This window comes from Paenibacillus sp. FSL K6-1566, from assembly GCF_038050475.1.
Lineage (GTDB): Bacteria > Bacillota > Bacilli > Paenibacillales > Paenibacillaceae > Paenibacillus_AQ > Paenibacillus_AQ lactis.
The window spans coordinates 4,547,622-4,566,924 of sequence record NZ_JBBOSR010000001.1; the positions used below are offsets into that span (position 1 = coordinate 4,547,622).

23 protein-coding genes are annotated in these 19,303 nt (G+C 51.0%); 6 read left to right on the top strand and 17 right to left on the bottom strand.

The genetic code is table 11. The features are described from left to right. Positions 1-47: 47 nt before the first annotated feature. A complete protein-coding gene (locus NST08_RS20120; RefSeq protein ID WP_244869152.1) occupies positions 48-1,511 on the top strand; it encodes an endonuclease/exonuclease/phosphatase family protein in 1,464 nt (487 codons plus the stop codon). 236 nt (positions 1,512-1,747) lie between these two features. Here NST08_RS20120 and NST08_RS20125 read toward each other — a convergent pair whose 3' ends face one another. Further along, complete coding sequence (locus tag NST08_RS20125) at positions 1,748-2,191, bottom strand: GNAT family N-acetyltransferase (RefSeq protein WP_210094747.1); 444 nt, start codon at positions 2,189-2,191, stop codon at positions 1,748-1,750. A 25-nt stretch (positions 2,192-2,216) separates the two neighbouring features. Further along, positions 2,217-2,702 carry a GNAT family N-acetyltransferase gene (locus NST08_RS20130; RefSeq protein ID WP_007127942.1) on the bottom strand — a complete coding sequence of 162 codons (486 nt, stop codon included), beginning with the start codon at positions 2,700-2,702 and terminating at the stop codon, positions 2,217-2,219. Positions 2,703-3,058: 356 nt separating this feature from the next. On the opposite strand from NST08_RS20130, the gene NST08_RS20135 reads away from it, so the two are divergent. Beyond that, positions 3,059-3,322, top strand: coding sequence for a hypothetical protein (locus NST08_RS20135; RefSeq protein ID WP_210094748.1), 264 nt, complete (start codon positions 3,059-3,061; stop codon positions 3,320-3,322). A 192-nt stretch (positions 3,323-3,514) separates the two neighbouring features. Here NST08_RS20135 and NST08_RS20140 read toward each other — a convergent pair whose 3' ends face one another. The 9 genes from NST08_RS20140 to NST08_RS20175 all read right to left on the bottom strand — a co-directional run bounded on the left by NST08_RS20140 (position 3,515) and on the right by NST08_RS20175 (position 10,558). Further along, positions 3,515-3,661, bottom strand: coding sequence for a hypothetical protein (locus NST08_RS20140; protein WP_210094749.1), 147 nt, complete (start codon positions 3,659-3,661; stop codon positions 3,515-3,517). A 213-nt stretch (positions 3,662-3,874) separates the two neighbouring features. Continuing rightward, positions 3,875-4,561, bottom strand: a complete 687-nt coding sequence (locus tag NST08_RS20145; RefSeq protein WP_210094750.1) for a stalk domain-containing protein — start codon at positions 4,559-4,561, stop codon at positions 3,875-3,877. A gap of 65 nt (positions 4,562-4,626) precedes the next feature. After that, on the bottom strand, positions 4,627-5,832 hold the full coding sequence (locus NST08_RS20150; RefSeq protein ID WP_210094751.1) for a WD40 repeat domain-containing protein: 1,206 nt from the start codon (positions 5,830-5,832) through the stop codon (positions 4,627-4,629). A 212-nt stretch (positions 5,833-6,044) separates the two neighbouring features. After that, the gene (locus NST08_RS20155; RefSeq protein ID WP_341342214.1) at positions 6,045-7,565 is read right to left on the bottom strand and encodes a sensor histidine kinase; all 1,521 of its coding nucleotides are present in this window, start codon (positions 7,563-7,565) and stop codon (positions 6,045-6,047) included. Further along, complete coding sequence (locus NST08_RS20160) at positions 7,562-8,257, bottom strand: response regulator transcription factor (protein ID WP_007127936.1); 696 nt, start codon at positions 8,255-8,257, stop codon at positions 7,562-7,564. The genes NST08_RS20155 and NST08_RS20160 overlap by 4 nt, the downstream gene beginning before the upstream one ends. A 192-nt stretch (positions 8,258-8,449) precedes the next feature. Next, the gene (locus tag NST08_RS20165) at positions 8,450-8,995 is read right to left on the bottom strand and encodes a GrpB family protein (protein ID WP_210094753.1); all 546 of its coding nucleotides are present in this window, start codon (positions 8,993-8,995) and stop codon (positions 8,450-8,452) included. 15 nt (positions 8,996-9,010) lie between these two features. Further along, positions 9,011-9,166 carry a DUF6886 family protein gene (locus NST08_RS29940; RefSeq protein WP_373872039.1) on the bottom strand — a complete coding sequence of 52 codons (156 nt, stop codon included), beginning with the start codon at positions 9,164-9,166 and terminating at the stop codon, positions 9,011-9,013. 122 nt (positions 9,167-9,288) lie between these two features. Then, positions 9,289-9,768 carry an NUDIX hydrolase gene (locus NST08_RS20170; protein WP_144870211.1) on the bottom strand — a complete coding sequence of 160 codons (480 nt, stop codon included), beginning with the start codon at positions 9,766-9,768 and terminating at the stop codon, positions 9,289-9,291. A 34-nt stretch (positions 9,769-9,802) separates the two neighbouring features. Further along, the gene (locus NST08_RS20175) at positions 9,803-10,558 is read right to left on the bottom strand and encodes an SDR family NAD(P)-dependent oxidoreductase (RefSeq protein ID WP_210094754.1); all 756 of its coding nucleotides are present in this window, start codon (positions 10,556-10,558) and stop codon (positions 9,803-9,805) included. A 294-nt stretch (positions 10,559-10,852) separates the two neighbouring features. On the opposite strand from NST08_RS20175, the gene NST08_RS20180 reads away from it, so the two are divergent. Continuing rightward, positions 10,853-11,356, top strand: a complete 504-nt coding sequence (locus tag NST08_RS20180; RefSeq protein ID WP_210094755.1) for a VOC family protein — start codon at positions 10,853-10,855, stop codon at positions 11,354-11,356. Between the two features lie 169 nt (positions 11,357-11,525). Here NST08_RS20180 and NST08_RS20185 read toward each other — a convergent pair whose 3' ends face one another. Both NST08_RS20185 and NST08_RS20190 read right to left on the bottom strand, forming a co-directional pair. Then, positions 11,526-11,990: a GNAT family N-acetyltransferase gene (locus tag NST08_RS20185; RefSeq protein ID WP_210094756.1), complete on the bottom strand. Its 465-nt coding sequence runs from the start codon at positions 11,988-11,990 to the stop codon at positions 11,526-11,528. Positions 11,991-12,254: 264 nt separating this feature from the next. Further along, complete coding sequence (locus NST08_RS20190; RefSeq protein WP_210094757.1) at positions 12,255-13,085, bottom strand: cupin domain-containing protein; 831 nt, start codon at positions 13,083-13,085, stop codon at positions 12,255-12,257. A 210-nt stretch (positions 13,086-13,295) separates the two neighbouring features. Here NST08_RS20190 and NST08_RS20195 point away from each other — a divergent pair, with 210 nt between their 5' ends. Next, positions 13,296-14,570, top strand: coding sequence for a cation:proton antiporter (locus NST08_RS20195; protein WP_028404659.1), 1,275 nt, complete (start codon positions 13,296-13,298; stop codon positions 14,568-14,570). Positions 14,571-14,591: 21 nt separating this feature from the next. Continuing rightward, the gene (locus NST08_RS20200) at positions 14,592-15,104 is read left to right on the top strand and encodes a cation:proton antiporter regulatory subunit (protein ID WP_007127928.1); all 513 of its coding nucleotides are present in this window, start codon (positions 14,592-14,594) and stop codon (positions 15,102-15,104) included. Positions 15,105-15,381: 277 nt separating this feature from the next. Here NST08_RS20200 and NST08_RS20205 read toward each other — a convergent pair whose 3' ends face one another. The 3 genes from NST08_RS20205 to NST08_RS20215 form a co-directional block, all read right to left on the bottom strand. Next, positions 15,382-15,780, bottom strand: a complete 399-nt coding sequence (locus NST08_RS20205) for a hypothetical protein (RefSeq protein WP_007127926.1) — start codon at positions 15,778-15,780, stop codon at positions 15,382-15,384. Between the two features lie 38 nt (positions 15,781-15,818). Next, positions 15,819-16,622 (bottom strand): glutamate racemase, encoded by an 804-nt coding sequence (gene murI / locus NST08_RS20210; protein ID WP_210094758.1) that lies wholly within the window; start codon positions 16,620-16,622, stop codon positions 15,819-15,821. 268 nt (positions 16,623-16,890) lie between these two features. Next, entirely contained in the window at positions 16,891-17,469 is a 579-nt protein-coding gene (locus NST08_RS20215) for a hypothetical protein (RefSeq protein ID WP_210094759.1), read from the bottom strand. 83 nt (positions 17,470-17,552) lie between these two features. Here NST08_RS20215 and NST08_RS20220 point away from each other — a divergent pair, with 83 nt between their 5' ends. Next, complete coding sequence (locus NST08_RS20220) at positions 17,553-18,365, top strand: lipase family protein (protein WP_210094760.1); 813 nt, start codon at positions 17,553-17,555, stop codon at positions 18,363-18,365. A 73-nt stretch (positions 18,366-18,438) separates the two neighbouring features. On the opposite strand, the gene NST08_RS20225 is transcribed toward NST08_RS20220, so the two are convergent. Next, the gene (locus NST08_RS20225) at positions 18,439-19,284 is read right to left on the bottom strand and encodes a PIG-L deacetylase family protein (protein ID WP_210094809.1); all 846 of its coding nucleotides are present in this window, start codon (positions 19,282-19,284) and stop codon (positions 18,439-18,441) included. Positions 19,285-19,303: the final 19 nt, after the last annotated feature.

Genomic DNA, 19,303 nt, shown 5'->3' on the forward strand with positions numbered 1-19,303 from the left:
AAGGAGGAAGAGGATGAATGAAGTGGGCAAGGAGGATAACCCCCATTATGATCGTGCTCATGTTACTTTCGACCGGATCGCTGGCTGCAGCAGGAGAACCGCATGCAGCGGAAGATACAGAAGCTTCATCTGGCCCCTTGCGGATTATGAGCTTTAATCTGCGCTATGCGGCCAATGACAGCCAGCCTTGGGAGAAGCGGCGTCCCGTTATGAAGCAACTGATTTTGAACCAGCAGCCGCACATCATCGGGACCCAAGAAGGCCTACACCGACAAATCGTCGATCTTGAGTCTGACCTTCCCGGTTATGACTGGATCGGCGTTGGACGGGAGGGCGGAAGCTTAGGGGAGTATATGGCGATTTTTTATAACAAGGAACGGCTGAAGCCCCTGGAGCAGTCCCACTTCTGGCTGTCGGATACGCCTCAGATCATCAGCTCGGCAAGCTGGGGCAACCAAATTCCGCGCATGGTCACTTGGGTTCGTTTCCAGGACCTGCGCAGCGGCAAAACCTTTTATATGGTGAATACGCATCTCGACCACCAATCGGAGAACTCCCGCCAGAAAAGCGCTGAGCTGATCATGGATAAGCTTGCAGCCTTTGACAAGGACATTCCTGTTGTGATCACCGGGGACTTCAATACGCGACCGGGCAGCGATACGCATTCGATATTTACCGGCAGCGGACTGATGGACGGCCATCTCAGTGCCAAAAAACGGACCAACGATCACTTGGGAACGTTCCACAATTACAAGGATCCCACCGGTGGAGGCAGCGATAACCGCATCGACTGGATTCTGCACAGCACAGGGTGGAATGTCCTGCACAGCACGATCATCGACGAGCACGAGAACGGCCAGTATCCAAGCGACCACTATCCTGTCATGATCGAAGCCATCCTGCAAAAAGCAAGCAAAACAACCGAGGATACGGTGCCAAAACAGCCCTTGACGACCTCCCTTCACATCACCGAGGTGGTTGCGAACTCGAACGAGCAGGGGAACTACAATTATGTCGAGGTGTTTAATCCGACGGACCGTACCATCGATTTGGAAGGATATCAAATCTATTACTACTACGATCCTGCCCGGCCATTCGATAAATCCAAATCCAATCGCTGGACGATCACGAAGGATCAGTACAGTACGGACACGACCCTGCGCCCAGGTGAAGCCAAGGTCATCTGGATTAAGAAACAGCCCTGCTGTTATGAGCTGACGATGCAGGATTTTCTGGAAAACTATGAAATTACAGATGAGGCGCTGGACCCGTCGCAGCTGCTGGCCGTCTTCACGCCCGGGAATAATCAAGGTTTGAACGGTACGGCTACGAACGGCCGCGCATTAGGGATTGCGTCCCCGGCAGGCACTCATCAGATTGGGATTATGTACAATAACGGAGGGCTCGATGTCGGAGTCAACGAATCCGTAACCTATCTCGAGCCCGAGTCACTGTCAAGCCTGATGCAAAAAGGCGCAACGCATCAGCTTCCTACGCCGGGAACACCATAATCCTCCCGGATACGCCCTGTCCGAAGCAGGCTTCAGCCTTTCCCTTTTTAAAAGGAAAACATCCCTAAACTTTCAATCCCTGCAGGGGAGCTAAGGGAAAGCGGATCCTTAATAAGAGCCTAATAATGACTAAAAAGCAGGCTAACACAAACCTCCCCCTCAGCGGTCGAATCGACCCGCTGCAGGGGGAGATAAGTGTTCCAAGCCATCCTGCCGCCAGCCATTCATTGCATTGTTCAACCCGCATTTAAGGTTTTCATAAAGCCTCGTTTGGCTCCGGCAAATCCGATCGACTCATAGAAGCGATGGGCATCCGCCCGCTCGTTGCTCGAAGCCAGGATCATATAATTGCACTGATGCTCTTCGGCAAAACGCTGCAGTTCCTGCATTAATCCTTTCCCGACTCCTTTCCCTTGGGCATCTGGTGAAACGACGACATTCTCAATGAGCAAGAACGGTTTGCAGTTCCCCACAAGATCTATGCATACGATACCCATGGCAGTCCCGACCAGCTTCTCATTCCGATAAGCGCCGGCTACATAATATTCCGGCTTCGCGGATAGTCGTTCGATTTGCTGCTTCATCGCTTCTATATCGGATTCCTTCCCGACAAATTCTGTGAACAATGCGGATAAAACCGCTGCATCTTCTGTCGTTACCCGATGATACGCTATTGTCATAGTTTCATCCTCATTTCGCATCAATCTAGTTGTCCTTCGATTCATTTCCAGCGCTCAGGCTGCCCGAAAGATCAAGCTTGGCCACAACCTCCCCCATCGACCACGGCATGATTCCGATTTCCTCGAATCCCGCTTGCGCATAGAGTGCGCTGGCATGCTTGTTATCCGGGTGATAGCTCAGCATGATAACATCGGTTCGGTCTGGTTTCGAGCGAATATGATCGACAACCTGCTGGAGAGCTTGCCTGCCATACCCGCGCCCTTGATATTTCGCATCGATCATCAATCGATAAATCCAGTAGTTACCATCATCCTCATCCGGACCATACATCGTAAATCCGACCATCGTCTCTTCCGCATAAATGGCCATCGCCACAAAGCCTTCGAGAAACTGAACCTGGGCAATTGAATAAAGATTAGAGGCAATAAAGCCGGCCTGCTCCGGCTTGGCTTTTAGTTGAATACACGCTTCCCAGTTATTCGCATCCACCGGCCTAAGCTCAATACTCATGAAATCCCCCTTAATCTGTAACCATTGTTTCGGCCGTGCTTAAGTCGATTTATTCCAATGACGGTAAATGGCCTTTAAGCACATCATAGCATAAGGGATCCTATCAAAGCCGGTATCAAACGGTTTAAAAGATACCTAACCTGTGTGCCGGAGAAAGAATTATCCATGGTATCCTTCAACAACAAACCAATAAATCAACATCTGGCCAAAATACATCGTTCCGTCCCTCTGCAGATCTAATATCGTCGTGTTGTTTGTTCATGATATATCCAATTTCCACCCTTGCGTAGCACATCTTCTATAAACCTCTCATTTAATATATGGAAATCCTATTTTCATATATTGAGGTGAAGCCAATGAGTCAAGTCGATGCCGTTCCTCAGCCAGACCTGGTGCTGATCAGCTGGTCAAGAAACCCTCTGGTTCCCGGCTCCGCCCGCCGAATCGTCGCAGCCCGCGTGATCGGCAGCGCTGTCCCTTGCCGCAGCGATTTGAGACCGAATGCCCTGCTTCGTACGGCGCTGGCCTGCTTACTGGATAACGATGTAGGATTTAAAATCGTCTTCCGCAAGCAGACCTCCCCGATCAGCGGGTACCTTCTGCTGCAGCGTGAAGGATAATCACGGAAGGAGCAGCATCATGCTGCTCCTTCCGCTGTTTAAGGCTGCAATCCAATAGACATCCAGGGACGATGCAAAGGAGGTCGTGAGCAACTCCTCCTACCTCAAATAAGCGTTCGCCTCATCAGGCAGAGTCAGTTTAGGAGGCTCGTTCGTAGGCCTAGTCGACATTTGTTCATGGAAATCTCTGAGTTATTCTTTACGATTCAAATCCTGCAGTTGTTGATTCAGCTGGTCAAGCGAACGCTGCATCTGCTCCATTCGGCGCAGCCCGGAATATTGGTTGCTTATGATGCCTGCCAATCCTACGAACAATAAAATAACAATTAAAGTCATCATTTCGCATTCATATCCTTTCTATCAATCGTTTCTATTAAAATACTAAATTTACAACATCATCCAAATTATACCCTTCCATTACATTACATCATATCATACTTCCTTCCCAAATTTGATTCAGATTGCCCAGGAAATATTACGTCAAAAAAAGCCTGCAAGGCTAACCGTTTCAGGTGCTTGCAGGCACATTTTCTCCATTGAAATGGGTCTCCGTTATTTCGTTTTGACAACATGGACCGCAATCTTTTCCAGCTGCGATTGACTTAGGGAGTGATCCGGAGAGCTAATCGTGACGAATCGGTCATCCAATTGAAAACCGAGCATGGCGGTATCGTCCGGGGTATACCATTTTGCCTTCGTACCGTTAGATAAAGTGACCGGCTTGCTGTTATAACCGTGCGAATAATCTCTTGGCGAGATATTGACCGTCATGTGCTCGAACACGAGGTTAACTCCATCTCCCGATGCCACTGTTTTACGATAGGCGTCCCCCTCCACCATTTGGACAGGAGCATAAGCTGTTTCAAATCCATCGAATTTTGCGAACGCGTTCCGGATTTCCCGCAGCTGCGTTTCACTGTATTTTACAGATACAAGCTCGTTGGACTGACCTTGGTCCGTCCCGGTTCCGATCACCACTTGCCGGTTCATTGCATCATACCGAACCGGTACGTCCAGCACATCCGCGATCGCCCGCACCGGCAGATAGGTCGTATTTTTATACGTGATTGGCGTCATATTTTTGCTCGTATCATAGACCTTGCCATCCACTTTGATGCTGATGCTGTGGTTCAAGTACGCGGTAATTTTCTGCAGATTTGCCCCTGCAAATACGCCAGCAGCTCCACTTAAGGTCATTCCCAATACAGCCAGTGTTATGATCGATTTTTTATGCTTCATGATCTCATCATCCCTTTCTGATATAAATACAATCCATATTTTTACATTTTTTTATTTTGGAACGATCATCTAAACTCAACAACCTGTGTCACCAGCAAGCTCTCCTTATCCTCCGTCGTAATTCCAAGTTTCTTTCCGGAGGGGCTCCAACTGAGTGGGTATACAGGGTGCGCTGCCGGATGAACCGATGAATAGTAAGGGGCCAGCCAAGTCACCTTCCCGGAAGCCGTGTCGAACACATATACGCCATTCATCCCGCTCTCATTCTCGGAATACACATCGAAGGCAAGTTTTGTTGAATCCGCTGACCAAGATACATAGGATATCAAGTTCCCTTTGCCGATCAGGGAGCCCTGCAAGCTGCCGGACGCGTCATAGATCAACAGCTCACTGCCCTGATCCCCGGCGGACTCCGCCGTCGTCGTTACCGCGATATATTCGCCATTCGGGGAGATTTCGAAGCTCCATACATGATCGATCAAATGCACCGGCTCCGTCTGACCAGGTTCAATAACCTTAAGAACATGGTTCATATCCGTATAATAGATCCGCCCCTTGCTTGCACCGAACGAAAGGTAGGATTCAACATGCTCATCCTCAATTTGCATGACCGAATAGGAGCCGTCTGATGCAATGAGCCGGACATCCCCTCTCCCTTGCATTGAACCGGCAGCCAGCACGTACGTATCCGAATCCAGCCAGCCTCCGATCTCCATGTAATTATCGCCCTTGACCGGTATCAGCTCACCCGTTTGCAAGTTCTTGATGAAATTGTCGGCTGTGTACTTATCCCTCCACTTCTGGACGAAGCTGTATTTTCCATCCGGCGACACCTGCTCTTTGACGAGCTGTGATGCGGGCGGCTGTATCTCCCGCTTCGAAAGCTCGCGGCGTTCACCGGTACGTAAATTCACGGTCGCCGTGGTGTACGCAAATTCCGGCTCCTCCGTTTCGGTAGCCGCCTTCACCATTTCCGTCAATGTAATCCGAACCTCATCCTCCGACAGCCAAGCTTCAATGTTGGCAGCTGATATCCGATGCGTTCCGTCCACCTTTAGTTGCTGATCATTTGGCCCGGACGATCCCTCCACGACCGTAAGCTTACGCTCCCCTTGCCTGCCTCCCGAATCCGGTGCGCTCTGCTCTGGAGGTTGACTGCCGCTCGGTTCGACAATGGTCAGCCGTCCCTGCGACTGGCATGCTGCGATCAACGACATGACGACAAACGTGGCAAGCAGCTTCAAACCAAGTGGTCCTACATGACGCTTCATAAGCTGGTTCCTCCTATGCCCTTTGCCAAGGAGCTCGGCGCTGTCCTCTTAATCCGGCAGCCGCCGTATGTTTCCCTGCCTGAGCTTAAGTATAAAGAACGGATATCTCCAAAACATATCCGGCTTGTAACGAACTTGTAAACATCGCTGATCATCCAGCGGTAACGATCCAATAGAGATAAAAAAAGCCCAGACCTTAATACAAGTCTGAGCTAACTTTCGAGCAAATAATCCGGTGCTGTATCGGGCCGGTGAATCGGAAGGGTAACGGCAAAGGCAGATCCTTCAGGGCCTGAATGCATCAGCTGCACGGTGCCGTGCTGTTTCTCGGCCAGGCTGCGTACAAGCGACAATCCTAACCCCGTCCCGCCGCGGGCTCTCGACCGGTCGCTGCTTACCGTGTAGAACGGATCGAAAATCCTGTCCTTGGCTTCCTCCGGTATGCCGATTCCCGTATCTTTGATCGTAATGACCATTTGCTCCGCGCCTTGCGGGTCCACAGCGCGGTGATTGGCAATCGTTACGGTTCCGCCGGGCTTGTTGTATTTCATCCCGTTATCCAGCAGATTCAGCACGATATGCATCAAATTGTCCGGATCTGCCCAAACCGTTCCTTCCGTCAGCGAGGTATGGATGGTCACGCTGAGTTGCTCCGCCTTGGCTTGAAGTCGTTCAGCAGCCTCATGCAGGATGGGCACGATCTGAACGATTTCGGCCTTTGTTTGAAAATCATAAATATCCAGAGACGACAGCTGGAGCGACTTCTCCACCAGGCTGTACAGCCGGCCCGCCTCCTCGCGAATCCGCTCCCTCGCTTCCTCCAATAAATCCGAATCGTCCCGGTACATTTCAAGCAGATCCGCGTATGCGATAATGGAGGTGAGCGGGGTTTTCAGTTCATGACTGATGTTCCCGATAAATTGCTTCTGCTGCTGTTCCAGCTCCTCCAATCTTGCAACGGCCTCAAGCAGCTTCTGCTTCTCCTCCGTCAGCTGACGGACCGAGGAGGAGATTCTGCCGCTCATCTCGTAGATGCCTTGAGCCAGCTCGCCAAGCTCATCCCCCCGCTTTACCGTCGGTTCGTTCAGATACTCTCCTTCGCCGATCTTCTGTGCGGCCCTATTCAGCTTGCCGATGATATGCGCCTGACGCCATACGTACAGATAGCCGATGAGGAATCCGGCAATCAATACCGCCGCTCCGGTGACGACAAACAATCTCTGGATCCGATGATAGAATGCATGCTGCTCCGCAAGGGAGGCGTGAAACTGAATGGTACCGATCTGCTCGTCCATCAGATAGAGGGGGGCCAAGTATAATAGCTGGTCGCCTTCCGTTATGTAAGCCGACCTTCCTTTCGCCGTATAGGTCAACGCATCCTGAACATCCGCCTTCGGCTGAAACGGCAGCGACGTGCCGGCAAGCGTACCGTCAAGCTTATACAGCGTGACCGCCATCCCGCTTCGGGCGCCGAGATCCACCGCCAGCTGCTGGCCCGACAGCTCCATATAGTCGTCCGGCGACCGGTTGGCGTTCACTAGATAGTCCTGATGCGTCCGTACATTGGCCGCCTCCGCTTCCTGAGCGAATGTATGCTCCAGACGGACGCGCTGGTCCTCCCTTATGCCTGCGAGCACCAGCGAGCTCAGCACGACGAGAATCGAGATGAGGAGCAGGGCAAGCAGAAGCGCCGCCTTCCATTTCAGGCCAATGCGCAGCCGGGCTTGGCTCATGACGGGTTCTCCGTGCTTTTGTAGCCGATCCCGTATACGGTCTGAATGACTTCATGCCAATCGCCCAGCTTTTTCCGAAGGCGCTGTACATGAATATCCACCGTTCGCGTTCCGCCCGCAAATCCCATATCCCACACCTGCTCGAGCAAATCTTCTCTGGAAAATACCCGCTCCGGATTTCGCGCCAGCAATGCCAGCAGGTCGAACTCCTTCGGCGTCAGCTCCAGCTGCTTGTCATCGGCCTGAACGGTACGGCTTAACAAGTTAATCGACAGGCCGGCAAGACGGACGAGCTTCTCTTGAGAAGCAGGCGCTTCTGCCGTTTCATGCGCTCGGCTGCGCCGGGACAAGGCTTTAACCCTGGCAATAAGCTCCCGCATATCAAACGGCTTGGTCATGTAATCATCGGCGCCGAGCTCCAGGCCCAGCACTTTATCGACAATGTCATCTTTTACCGTCAACAGCAGGATCGCCGGCCGCTGACGATCGCCAAGCCGCCGGCATACATCATATCCGTTAAGCTTCGGCATCATGACATCAAGCACCATGACATCCGGATCGAACGATTCGACGCGATCAAGCGCCTCCTGACCGTCTCCGGCCGTTTCAACCGTGTGGCCTTCCCTGCGCAATGCATAAGCAATCGCGCTGGCTATACTAAATTCATCATCTACGACAAGTATTTTTGTCATCAGCTTAATGAGCTCCTTTTTACTCGCCTTTCGTTGCTCTATGTATAGCATATTTGTGAGCGGATTTCATCTTTCGTTTGTTACGCATCCTTTGACCCACCAGACAATTCGACATACAGACGGGTTCCGCGTACAGCAATAAGTCCTTTCTCCACACGATCAGGATATCCCCCGTTTTCGGTTGTTGGCATGCTACTCCCCTCCGATATCAAGCTGGCGCACCCAATCCGAATCTTGCCTGGCCCTCTCAATGACGGAGCGGATAAAATCATCCTTCCCGTTCGTATAGCTTACCCGGTCATGCTTAAACTGTGCCTCAAGCTCCTTTTTTAAGTTAAAATACTGTTCGCGCGTCGCAGTATCCTTTTTCAAATACTCCCTAAATAAAAGTTGATCAGCCCAGTGCTTCCCTTGATACCGGTAGATATGCAGATGATGCGTCCCGGCCCGCCACAGGCCCCGTCTAAAAAACATACGCTCAGGGAACTCCGGTTTGGGGACATATTCGTAACCGATCTGCTCCAGGCGCCGAATATAGCGCTCATCCACTAGCCCCAGTTCACTAACGCCTGCCATGATATCAATCGTCGGCTTGGCTCCCAATCCTTGAACCGCTGTACTGCCGATATGTTCGATGCGGACCTCAAGACCTGTCATAGCGGACAATATCTTTATTTTTTCTTGCGCAAAAGCATGCCGCCATTCCGGCTCGTAGTCCATGACTACAACCTCTTCCATATTAGTCCTCCTATATTAAAGAGCGCTTGATTCGATCACCATCATTCTGTGAGCTCCTGACAGCCCAAAAAAATTCTTCACATCCGCCTCCGTCGTATCTTCAACCGCCTCCAGACACACCCTTGGACATTCCCTTGGAACATAATAGTGCGGAGCGTGATGGGCATCGATCGCCCAGGCTCATCGTGCTGGCTGTATAGGACTCTCGGTTCGAACCTCGTAATACCCGAATCCTCACTGAAATGATAAAGCACCTCATTCCCCCTCTTCTTCTGATTGCTCTTCCTGCTATTTTAAATCGTACGCTTTAGCTTCATTTCAAATGACGGCTTCGTTATGTATTCCATATAAGCGATCGTACCGGTAAACTCCAGATAAGCTTGGAACCGTGTACGGATCGCCGGTGCCGTTATGTATTGGAGAACGTCCGATTGCGGTACCCAGCGGCAGTCCGATGTCTCATCCGATGTGCACAATTCCCCTCCGCTATAGGTACACACGAAATCCATCATGACTTTTGTCGGTACCATGTCCACCCCGTTGTATCCCGGGTAAGTTGACGTATTGGAATACACACCGATCAGATGGGAAACGGTGATATCGATACCGCTCTCCTCCTTGATCTCCCTCATTAATGCTTCGATCAGATTTTCTCCGACTTCGACTTGCCCTCCGGGAAAGACCCAGCCATTTCGGACCTTGACCAGCAAAATCTCGCCTTTCTTATTCTCAACGATTCCGCCAACGGCAACAATATGGGTTGGCATGATCATGGCATTCGCCTCCGCTCGTTATTCTTGCTTATCATCAGCTTTTCGAGGAATAAACCTCATTGTAATTCACGATGGCTCCAGGGGAATGCTCTTCATCTAAAATGCGAAGCAGATGTTCTCCAATCTCGGCAGTAGACAGCAGCTGCCCTGATTCAAAGGCCTGGGAAAATGCACCGGCCAGCTCAAACTGCTTCTCATCCTGTCCTCTGGCCATGCTCTGCATTTCCGTATCCACCATGCCGGGATTGACGGCAATAATCTGAACCGGGTTCTCTCGGCTTGCTTGCTCTGCCCCTACGCACTGCGTGAACATATTCAGCCCGGCTTTTGCGGTACAATATGCGCTCATGGAAGGAGCGGGGTATACCCCCGGACCCGAAGAAATATTCATTATTTTCCGCCGTGCCTTATACCTGTTTGTTTGGTTCAAAAAGCAAGAGGTTAGAATCATCGGCGCAATAAGGGTGATTTGGACATTCTTCGCAATCTCGGCTGCGCCGCATTGTTCAATTTTCCCGAGTGGTTCCAGCATCGAGGCATTATTAATGAGGTAGAGCGTATCTGTATCCGCAAGCTCAATGCTTCTTATGATATTCTCCATGAGCTGCTCGAGACCCGAGGGGTCACTCAAGTCATACACATAATGAGTGTAACGCTCATAACGATCCAGTGTCATCGAATGGTTTCTCGCAATTCCGTAGACGGCATGTCCCTGCTGAAGAAGCATCAGTGCAAGCTGTCCTCCGATCCCTCTCGACGTGCCCGTTATAATATAGTGTCTTTGGCTCATCTTTCGCACCTCCATTTTATCTCATCCAACCGCCTTGCATGCTTTTCATCAAACATGTTGCCCTCGCGCTGGATGGAGACCTTCTGATTGGATGAATATTCCACACCATATGGATTTCCAGTTTCAATTGCTATTCTCCTGCCTGTGGCCTTCGTAGATTTCGATGTCGCCCTTAATCTTGGGCACCCTGCGAGATACATTCTTAGCAATTTAGAAGAAACCGCCGTGCTGCGGCTATGGTACGATGGGATCAGTAGAAACCCATTCCCGTAGATTCGAAAGGAGCTGCATCTGATGAATCCCACCATTCAGAGGATATCGCCAAACCTGTGGTTCAACAACGAAGCTGAGGAAGCGGCACGTCATTACGTTTCAATCTTTAACGATTCTAAAATTACAAGAGTTACGCGTCACGGGTCGGAGCAGAACGAACATCACCCGGTGGAAGAAGGCAGCGTCATGACGGTGGAATTCCAGCTGGAGGGCCAGCAATTCGTCGCTTTGAACGGGGGGCCCCAGTTCCATTTTACAGAGGCGATTTCATTTATCGTCCATTGCGAGAGCCAAGAAGAAATCGATTATTATTGGGAGAAGCTTGGGGAAGGCGGAGATGAAAAAGCCCAGGTATGCGGCTGGTTAAAGGACAAATTCGGCGTGTCCTGGCAGGTTGTCCCTGCAAATCTGAGCACGATGATCACCAATCCGGATCGGGCGAAAGCGGAGAGAGTCATGAGCGCGCTGCTGCAGACCAAAACCAAAATTGACCTGCGAGCATTAGAGGAAGCTTATGAAGGGTAAGCGATGAGTAAAGGGTGCCGAGCGGCACCCTTTACTTTTCCAGATCATATTACGGAACGCCTGCAGCTGGCAAACGGCCCATGGCTTGTCATCGATTATAAGTTTCGATTGTGTAGAATCGGTTCCCTTCACTTTGAAAATATTCGCAAACGAGAGCAATCGTTCCGCATCAGCCGCTGTAATCATCTTGTCTCTGTCCTCCCAGCTTAAGGCAATGGGTAATGTTCAAGTGCTGCGGAGATTCTGAGAAACCCAAGCTGATGTAGAAATCCCCGGCCTGCGTCTGATCCGTTCGCAGAACCAGCCAGCTGTAATGATCAGCGGCCGCTTGGATGACTGCTTGCATCAGCATTCTCCCGACCCCCTGTCTCCGAAATTCCGGCAGCACATACATTCTCCGCACCCTGCCGGTGTCCCCGCCCGAATCGGGCGTTTGATTCAGCCCGCAAATGCCGATGATTCGACCTTCGGATCTGCATACGAACAATGCTTCATGATTGCGGTCAAACCGGTTAACACCAGAGATATACTCATCCACGAGCCGGCGGATATGCCTGAAACCTTCCCTGCTGCTTTCGGATACCAGCTCATCTAATTCACCAGGATGGAATCCCTGAACTTGATAGACCTGCATCTGCTTCCCTCCTCTAATCAGCCTTATGTAACCGTCCATGGTTCCGCCCCCTGTTCCATCTTGATCTGCAACGGTGAATCATCCAGAGCACACGTGTATACGGTATTATTATACTTCTTCTTTAATTACGAAATGGCTTCCGATATCACTGCCAGGTCAATCGCTTGTTTTTGAAAAAAAACTCCTCCAATAAACCTGGCGGGCAGCCCACGTTTATTGTAAGGAGTGCTCTTCATTTCTTCCGGTCATAGCCGGATCTTTAGTTCATGAATATTCTTCCGCAGCCATCGCGGCTGCCTTCGTCTCATGCACGGTGCCAAAGGGATGCTCCGGAGGCGCATAGATTACATAGACTTTCAGAGGCTTATTGCCTGTATTTGTTACGTTGTGCCACTTTCCGGCCGGGATCATGATCGCATCATCGTCACGAGCTTTCTTCACAAAGCTCAAGTTGTTCCTCGTATCCCCCATTTGGACAAGCGCTTCGCCCTCTTCGATTCGAATGAATTGGTCCGTCTTTGGATGGACCTCAAGACCAATGTCACTGCCAACATCTATACTCATCAAGGTGACTTGAAAATATTTCCCCGTCCATATCGCTGTACGAAACGTGTCATTTTGTTTTGTAATTTTTTCAATATCGACAACGAAGGGTTTCATGCCCTGATCCGTCAATACCTCCTCGTGCATAGCCCCAAACCGTTCCGCATACTCGATCTCACTGGTGGCAGCGTGCACAAACACCTCTTGAATAGCAGGGTTACGATAGGATGATCCCTGCTCCTGGTATGTTTTATACCCCTCGATTCCCGACTCGTACGCCATGTTCAACCCTTCTAAATAATGACCAAACGCAGCGTGATTAATGATCTCGCCATCAGGCTGATTGCCGGTAAGCGCAACATAAAGATTCATAAATTGATTTAGCTGCCTGTTTCTGTGCTGTAAAGCCTGAGCAATCTGCCTCTTATGGTTGGGAGTCGGCGCTGCTTCTGCCAATTTCGTATACAGGTCAATCACGGCGCGCTCTCTTCGTACACTCGAAAGAATTGCCTCCGATATTTGATAGAGCTGATCGGATTCGATTTTATTCATAATGTGATTAATTCATTCCTCTCCGCGGGTGTTCATAAACCCATCGTATGCCTAGTTTTTGCAAATGTTCCTTGAATTTCAGGTTCCGACGGGCATGGCCATCCATTAAACGGTTGAAATTTGTATTTTCATACAGAATGTTTGTAAAATTTCGCATAGTCATGTACTATAGGCTTGATTGCCAAAAAGAGAAAACAAAGGAGGTCTTCAATGGACGACATGATGTTTGAGGTTGGAACCGCTTTAATTTTGGTTGCCATCGCCTCCGTTATTGCCGGAAAGCTTAAATTTTCCATCATCCCCTTCTTGATTGTTCTCGGTATGCTGGTGGGTCCGCATGCGCCGACCATCGGTATCCTCGACTTCAAGTTTATTGACAGTCAAGGCGTTATTGATTTTTTAGGACAAATCGGTATTTTATTTCTATTATTCTATCTGGGACTTGAATTCTCGGTTCAGAAATTAGTGAAATCTGGGCGAAACATTGTGACTGGAGGAACAATCTATGTCACGTTAAATTTCGTGCTGGGGCTTGCTTACGGTTTTTTGGTCCAAATGCCGCTTTATGAAACGCTGATCATCGCAGGGATGCTCTCCGTTTCTTCCACGGCGATCGTCGCCAAAGTACTGGTTGATTTGCGCAGGACCGGTAACGCGGAGACGGAGCTCATCCTCGGCATGATTTTATTTGACGATATTTTCCTCGCTGTGTTCTTGTCGGTCATGTCCGGCTTATTGCTCGGGGGAACGGCTTCGATCGGAGCCACCATCTTGTCCGTTGGCATCTCCATCGGATATATGCTGCTGTTCTTCGTGATCGCAAGGAAAGGACCGCCTATCCTAAACAAATTGCTGCGTATTACATCGAATGAAATTTTTATCATTGTTGTTTTCTCGACCATGATCTTTATCGCAGGCTTCTCGGAAAAGCTTCACGTTGCAGAGGCAATCGGCGCGCTGCTATTCGGGCTTGCGTTATCGGAAACGGAGCACAGTGAACGGATTGAACAGCTCGTCGTTCCGTTCCGCGATTTTTTTGGAGCGATATTTTTCTTCAGCTTCGGGCTCAGTATTGATCCGTTATCATTAGGCAATGCGTTCTGGCTTGCGATCGGCGCCGTGATTCTAACGATTATCGGCAACCTGATTGCCGGAATGATCGCCGGGCGGAAGGCGGGACTGTCGCATAAATCTTCGCTTAACATTGGACTCACCATCATGGCGCGCGGCGAATTCACGATCATCGTAGCCAATTTGGGTGTGGCCGGCGGATTATCTGCCTTGATCAAGCCATTTTCCGCACTATATGTTCTCGTTCTCGCTATTTTGGGACCGCTCTTGACGAAAGAATCGAAGCGGATCTACCGCGGCGTAAACCGGATATTCAAATGGAGCGAGCCGGTGGAGAAAGGGAAGAAAAAGCATTCCAGCGTGAGTGAGGTCAGCGAGGTCAGTGAAGACTCGAAAATCAAACTGGATCAATAAACATGGAAGGAGGAACTCCATATGAGTTTCATTCGTGAGTCCGAACTGCCGGGCATCGGGAAAAAGTTTCTCATTCAGACCCGATCAGGAGATAAATTGGCTGTCATTATTCATAACGACGGCCGAAGAGAGATGTATCATTTTGAGGACGATGATCCTGAAGAAACCCTCTCCCAGATTTCTTTGGACGATGACGAAGCAAGACAAATCGCTGCGATCGTCGGGGGGATGGTTTACAAGCCGAAAGAGCTTGAGACTATTGAAGTGTCGCTTCAAGACCTGATCATCGAGTGGATCCGCGTAGAACCGCATTATCAAGGAGCGGACAAATCGATTGAGGAGCTCGAAATACGTAAAAGGACGGGGGCCAGCATCCTTGCGATCGTCAATCGCCACCAGCAAAAAATAAACCCCGGGCCGGAGCACATCCTTTCCGTCGGTTCCACGCTCGTACTGGCTGGAGAAAGACAGCAAATCCGGCAGTTCAAAGAGCTTCTGATGGGCAAACGAACCGGCGAGCCCGATCAAGTATAACATCTGCACTCATTCTATATGATCATGTAATAAGGAATCTTCCTTAATCTAAAAAGCACCCTTCGGATGGACACCGGGTAATCCCAGTCGTGCATCACGTAAGGGTGCTTTTTAAAATTGCGGGCTTCAATCCAAACTTGCTTTTCCCTGCATCAGGCAGGCTATTGTCCCCGCGCTGTAGGCCCTGATCTTGATCAGCTAAGCTCAGCTCCAATGCCCTGAGCCTCAAGCAAAGGTGCAGCTCCGCCTGCCGCCTGCAATCATATTATGCATGTGCCTATATCAGCTTTTTGACGATAATATCCACGATCATGAATACCAGTGCGGCGCCGACACCAAACGTCCAATACAGCAAATGCTCCGATTGACCGAAGTTTACGGAAGCATCGGAAAAGATCAGCATCGAGACGAGCAGGCCGAGTACGCCATACAGCGCCACCGTTATCAACGCCCGAACGATGGCCTTCCGGGGTCGTATCCGTTGCAGAATTAGCTCGATACCAATCGAAATCGGGACCCCAATGAGCAGCATAATCATTACGCTGTAGATGCCGACGACAACAATATAAAAGGTAAATCCGTAATGTAGGTTCATCATGACAAGCGCCATCACGGATGTAAAGATAAAGGACGCAGCGATCCCCGAAATGCATTTTTTGATCAGCATACTCAGCATTCTATCGCTCCATTCCTTCATGAATATCGGCCTATCCTTCAATTGGCTTCATTTGCAGCCAGGTTACCGGCTTCCATCGCTCCGTAAATCGTGAGCGCCTTCTCCATCTTCTGAATGTACGCTGCCGAGCCGCCGGAGCACAGCAGCTTCACATCGTTCCGTCCGCTGCTGCCAAGCAGGCCGCGTTCTCTCAGCACCTCGACTAGTCGTTTGACGGTCCCCATGCTGCCGTCGATGATCCGAATGTGCTTCGGCAGCAAATCGCACAAGATGTTCCTGTAAAAAGGATAATGCGTGCAGCCCAGCACGACGGTCCCATATTGCGACAGGTCGAACCCTTCCAGCTTGCTCCTGAAATACGCCTTCATGACTTCCGGGTCAAAGTTCAGGGCCTCGCAGTGCTGGACGAGCTCAGGGAGCGGCAGGGAATCCACGATATGCCTGTCGTCCACGCGATGCACGAGCTCCCGGTATTTGGCTTCCTTCAATGTAAGCGGCGTCGCCAGGACTAGGATTCTTTTCCCGGTGTCCCGGTTGATTTGTACGGCCGGTTTGACGGCAGGCTCCATGCCGATAATCGGAATGTCGTATTTCTTTCTTAGATCTGAAACGGCGAGGCTCGTCGCGGTATTGCACGCAATAACGATTGCTTTGACCTCTTCTTCCATGATGGTTTCGATGGAATGCTGTATATAGGTCTTCACGTCTTCCGCCGCCTTCGAGCCGTACGGTACATGAAGCGTGTCGGCATAGAACAAAAAATCCTCCTGCGGCAGTCTCTTCATGGCCGTCGATAATACGGTCAATCCGCCCAGCCCCGAGTCAAAAAAAGCAATTCTCATGATTTTCACCTTCGGTATGTTCGTTGTGTTCGTATCGCCACCTGGTCGAATACGTTCTTAAGTAAACCATATTCGCGGGCGGTTTGAAAAGCCAATTGGCCCAGGTCCGAGCGGAAAAGTAGCCATACTCCAAAAAAATCTTCTTCCCTCGAAGCCCGTTGACAGCTCATCTATGCGAATGAAGACATGAACAATCCTTGTTATGTGAACGCTCTGACATCGTGGTCTCCCGACCTTTGTTGCCACATTTACAGAACCATCTTTTCGATCAGACCGCCGCTCTGGAATACAGCAGGGCACCGCCGGAGCCGAGGATCACGAAATGTTTGCCGGATGGGGAAAATCCGCACCTCACGTTTCCGTCCAATCGGTTCAGATCCAACATGACGGTGTCCTTCAAGTACTCGTAACCCTGCCTGAAGACGTTGTCCAATACGACGGAGGACCTCGGCCACCATGGATAGATGACCTCCAGCATCCATCCGTCATTCGTAAGCCGAATGCCGTCCCCGGATTCGAATCCGAATATCGTGATCAGCTGCTCATCATGCGGAATGCGGAAGGTCAATCCATCCGGACCCATTCCTTCCTCCGTTGCATTCTCATCCCGGTTTCGATGAAGCAGCTGCCCTGTTCCTGGCTGCGTTACGCTGTAACCCGAGCTGCTGATCAGGACGAGATTTTCTTCCTGATCCCAGCCGCAGGCCGTACAGCCTGAAGCAGGAACGACGATCTCGGCTGCCCATGGGTGCGGAGGCTTTGCAGGCTCCATGGCTTGCGCGCGCTGAAGCAGCTGAAGCTCATAAGATGTGCGGATTTCTTTCTGAGGACTTCTTCCAAATTTCATGCATGATTCTCCTTCATTCGGTATGATAGGCACCTTTCCCTCATTCCCTCAATATAGTGTAAAAGGGAAGGACGGGATGAAGTATGGAACTGAACTCGGCGCAAGCGCAGCGGGCGATTTTTCTGGCGGCCGTCTGCAGTCAGACGTATGCGCAATTTTCGAATCCGGACGGATCGTTTGTGCTTCCGGCGAATTACTCGCTCTACGATACCATTGAAGCCAGATCCTTACTTAGCGTATGGGAACGGTTCGGGTTTATTCTTGAGTCGGACGAAGAGATCGTCATTGCCTTCCGGGGAACCAGCTCGACAAGCAACTGGATCGCTGACGCGATCGCCTCCCAAAAACGGTTCAGCTATATCAAGGACGACGTCCTCGCCCACCGCGGGTTCACGGGTATCTATTCTTCCGCCCGCAAGCAACTTACGGCTGCGCTTCGGCGGTTGGATCCTGACAAGCCCTTGTTCCTGACCGGGCACAGCCTGGGTGCAGCCCTTGCAACGTTATGCGCAATAGACGTCGCCGCGAATACGGAACGCGCTCCCTTCCTGTTTACGTTCGGGTCGCCGCGCGTTGGGGATCACGCTTTTTCGAAAGCCTTTGCCCAATATGTGCCGAACAGCTACCGGATCGCCAATCTGCTCGATGTGGTAGCCCATGCCCCGCCTCCTGTCTACAAGCTTCCGAAACGGAACAAAACCTATGACTACAGCCATGTTCCCTCCCCCTGCGCGCTTAACTTTCAGAACGGCTCCGTATCCGCCAATCATATCATCGGGAATTATTATGCCGAGCTTGCCAAACGGGAGCCTGAATTTGCCGGGTTATTGTCTGAGACGAATCCCGGCTTCTGCCCGGGTACGGAATTCATGATCCCTCAAATAGCGGGGAACTAGTACGCTGCATCACGGTATCCGGCCATAGTGGGGCATCAATTCTCCCTAAATTTGCATTATGGTCGCTTCCGGTTCAGGGGAGTGATTCCTCGGATGGCGTCAGCATCGGAAACAGCCGCTTGATTTCATCCGCGCTCGGCCTCCTGCTATAATCCGCTATCTCAAACGGCTCTGCATATTGGATCTTCGCGGCGTGCTTCTCACCGTACCCCTCCACAATCGCAGGGATCATCTCATCCGACACGCGCAGGAAGGTTTCCCAATGCTTCAAAATAAATTGACGCTTCTCCTCCCAGCGCTCCGGAACATCCTGCAAGAAGCCTCCTTGCCATGGCGCAAATTCATAAAACTGGGAGGCATGCGCGTCACACGCCAGCAGCTTACGCTCCATGACATCCCCGGCGTCGATAACGATATCCGGCTTGTACGAACGCCTTGCCGCATAATCCGGCATGAGCAGATATAGGGGCGACTTCGTCAGCGCCGGAACCTCCGGAACGGCGTTAGGCACATTGGCAACGAAATCCGCTGCATCCCGCACCGCCCTGCCCGCATTCCGATTGTCCGCATGGCCGGGACCTTCCGGATGGAAGGTGATGACGATATCCGCCTGCCACCCCCGGATCAGTCGGATCACTTCTTTGCGCACCTCTACGGTCGGCATCAGCTCCCCGTCCGGGATGGGAAGCACGGTATATTCCTGAACACCGAGATGTCTGGCCGCTTCCTTTGCTTCTGCAACCCGGCGATCGATGAGCGCCTGCCCGCTCATTTCGTGATGACCGCAGCGGCCGTCGGTTAGCGTCACGAATTTCACCCGATGCCCTCGATCCGCGAAAGAAGCCGCAAGCGCTCCGGCATAAATTTCAGGCTCGTCGGGATGGGCTGCAATGACGATGACTTGAATGGGATGAGACATATTTCTGGTTCGCTCCTTC